Raw genomic sequence first — 3,098 nt, 5'->3', positions numbered from 1 at the left:
CTATGGGTAATAATAAAAAACCAGTGGTTAAGGGTCTAAAAGAGGATGCTAACCACTTCATTGAGAAAATTGAAGATAAGATAAAGAATAGTATAAATAATTTATCAAATGAGCTTGATAACCATAAAGTGTTGTATAAGAAAGATGCTTTAAGTAATCAGTTAAGTCACTTGCAGCGTAAAGTTGATTCTATTTTTCATCCTAATCTAGTAACGATGGAGCTTGAGGATATTCAAGCCATCATCCTGCGTCGTCGTCCTGCTCCATACTATGGGACGTTAGTAGCTCTTAAGGTTAATAATGCTAATACTGGACGCCAACTACTTAGGTCTGTATTAGGAGGTGTTAGTCATAGCTTAACTTGGCATAATGATATGGATGCTAGCTTAAATATTGTTATGACATTTGAAGGCCTAAAGGCATTAGGCGTGCCTCAAGATTCTCTTGATTCTTTCCCAGATAACTTTAAGGCAGGCATGGAGAGTGCTGCTAAAAAGCTTGGTGATGTGGGGATCAATGATCCGAAAAACTGGCATGCACCCTTTGGTAAGAAAGGCGAAATTCATATTTGTGCTGCAATTATTGCTGATAATGAAGATAAGTGGCAAACCAAAATCCAGCAGCTTAGACAAGACATATCACCTTATGTAAATGAAATCCACCCTGAAGAAGGTGATATTGAAATACTGATCGATCATCAGTTCGGTTCGGATGACTCTGCTAAAAACGTGTTTGGCTTTCGAGATGGAATTAGTAATCCAGAAGTTGCTGGTAGTGGAATAAGTAATAATCCTGAAGATGACAAACCGATTGCTTCAGGAGAGTTTGTGATGGGCTATAAAAGCGAGGATGGAACTGTACGTCCTATGCCACAACCAGAGGTATTGGGTAAAAATGGTTCATTTATGGTACTACGCAAATATCAATGTAATGTAGCTGACTTTAATCGTTATTGCATTGACCATACTGAAAATCAGCAAGAAGCTGATAAACTTGCTGCCAAAATGTTTGGACGTTGGCGCTCGGGCGCTCCTGTAACCTTAAGTCCTGATTATGATGATGAAACGTTAGGGGCTGATGACTCTCGGAACAATAAATTTGATTATACGGAGGATGTGACAGGTAAAGGCTGTCCTTTTGGAGCTCATGCTCGTCGTATGAATCCACGTAACTCTAAAGACTTTATTCTATCTGATATTCGTTTGCATAGAATAATACGCCGTAGCGTGTCTTTTGGCGATATTGTAGCGCCTGACATTACTGTAGATGATGGTAAAGAACGAGGATTATATTTTATTGGCATTAATGCTCAGGCAATGGACACGCTTGAGTTTTTGCAAAGCCAATGGATTAATGACGGTAACTTTATGAACTTAGGTGAAGAGCGAGATCCGCTTTTAGGTGTTCATAATGGCGATAATGAAGCAGAAAGTGATACATTCACTGAGCCAAGTGATCCCATACGAAAAAGACACAAAGGTATTCTCCAGTTCAACACTTTGCAAGGTGGCGAATACTTATTTATTCCCAGTATTTCAGCTCTTAAATGGATAAGCGAGCTTTAATAACTTATCTTAATGTACTTTTATTTTTGTAAAATTTTAATTACTAACAGCTTGAAAATATAACGGGTAAACAGGCAAAGATTTTAAAGTTTTATAGATCTATGACTTCACTCAAATTTTAATTAGGATAATTACAATGCTACATAAGTTATTTAAGAAAAAATTCGCCCTTTATGATCCAAAGTTTGTTTATTTGACCGAAGAAGACGAAAAAGATATCGTTAAAATTACCGAGGATATCAAGGCTTACATTGCTAAAAGTGACAAAGTCAGTAATATCAACTATCACACTCGCGATGCGCATGCTAAAGGCTACTGCGCTCTTAAAGCCAAGTTTGAGATTTTAAGTAACATCCAAAAAGAATATGCCCAAGGGATTTACGCTACGCCTGGTATACATGATGCAGTAATCCGCTTCTCTAATGGCTCCTCTCGAGTATTGGAGGATAAGAAGCTAGGCCTAGCTCAAGGTATGGCTTTCAAAGTTTTTGATGTACCTGGGAAAAAATTGGCTCCTGGCGAAGAGGACAGTACTAATTTTGACTTCAATTTAATTAATCACCCTGTATTCTTCTGTAATAGAATAAAAGATTATACTTACGTATCAAAACTGTTTTTGGAGATGACCGACTATTTTTCTAAAGGAGCTGCTGGTCGAGCTCAATTTGCTTTTAATTGGTTAACCAACTATGGATCACAGCTGCCTTCTAAAGAATCTATTAAGACTTTAAAAGCTATCGGTGGTTTTAAGAAAATTGAGCCAAAAAACACTCTGTTATACGAATTCTACTCTCAAGGAGCGGTGCGACATGGTGATTATATGGCGAAAATTCGAGTAAAGCCTACTCGAGAGTCTATCCAAAAGATAAAACGTCGTGAGCTTGATGTCAATGTACGCCAAGAGGCCATTCGTCCATTAATCATTGAGGAAATTCGTGAGCACGATTATGAATTCGAGGTACAGATTCAACTGTGTCAAAATGTGAAAAAACAACCTATTAACGACTTAACTGTTGAATGGAAACCTTCAGAGGCACCATTTGTTACTGTGGCACGTTTAACTATTCCATGTCAGGATATACCAGATGATGGCTATTTCCATGTGATGGAGAATCTTTCTTTTACCCCTTTTCGCTGTTTAGAGGAAAATAGACCTATTGGTAATTTACAACAAGCGCGTTTAAAGGCCTATCAAATTGCCTCAGAGCAGCGGCATAGTCTTAATGGTATAAAGCGTCAAGAGCCTAGTAGCCTACAACAGGCTTTTGAGATGATATCAATTAATTAAAAAAGCTAAGGAAATAATAAAATAGCTTATCTAAAATAGATAGGCTATTTCACTATTGAGTTATATCAAATTATTGTGATGTTCAAAATGTTATAACCTGTTGCCCACAGGGCAATCGCACTACAAATCGATTTTAGCTACATTTTAATTAATTATTGACCTTTTACAGATGTTATCACCAATTTTCGGTCGCAAATAACAAAAACACGAGATATATAAAAATATTTTAGTTATAGTTTCTAACT

At 37.0% G+C, this 3,098-nt stretch carries 2 protein-coding genes; both read left to right on the top strand.

What is annotated here, in order from left to right; translation table 11 throughout:
• Positions 1-2 precede the first annotated feature (2 nt).
• Positions 3-1,565: a Dyp-type peroxidase gene (locus tag A1019T_RS12780; RefSeq protein WP_077452100.1), complete on the top strand. Its 1,563-nt coding sequence runs from the start codon at positions 3-5 to the stop codon at positions 1,563-1,565.
• Positions 1,566-1,701: 136 nt separating this feature from the next.
• Positions 1,702-2,853: a catalase family protein gene (locus A1019T_RS12775; RefSeq protein ID WP_077452098.1), complete on the top strand. Its 1,152-nt coding sequence runs from the start codon at positions 1,702-1,704 to the stop codon at positions 2,851-2,853.
• The last annotated feature ends 245 nt before the right edge of the window (positions 2,854-3,098 follow it).

Source organism: Psychrobacter piechaudii (genome assembly GCF_900162825.1).
GTDB lineage: Bacteria > Pseudomonadota > Gammaproteobacteria > Pseudomonadales > Moraxellaceae > Psychrobacter > Psychrobacter piechaudii.
Note: the sequence above shows the minus strand (reverse complement) of the source record. Positions and strands in the feature narration are given on the sequence as shown.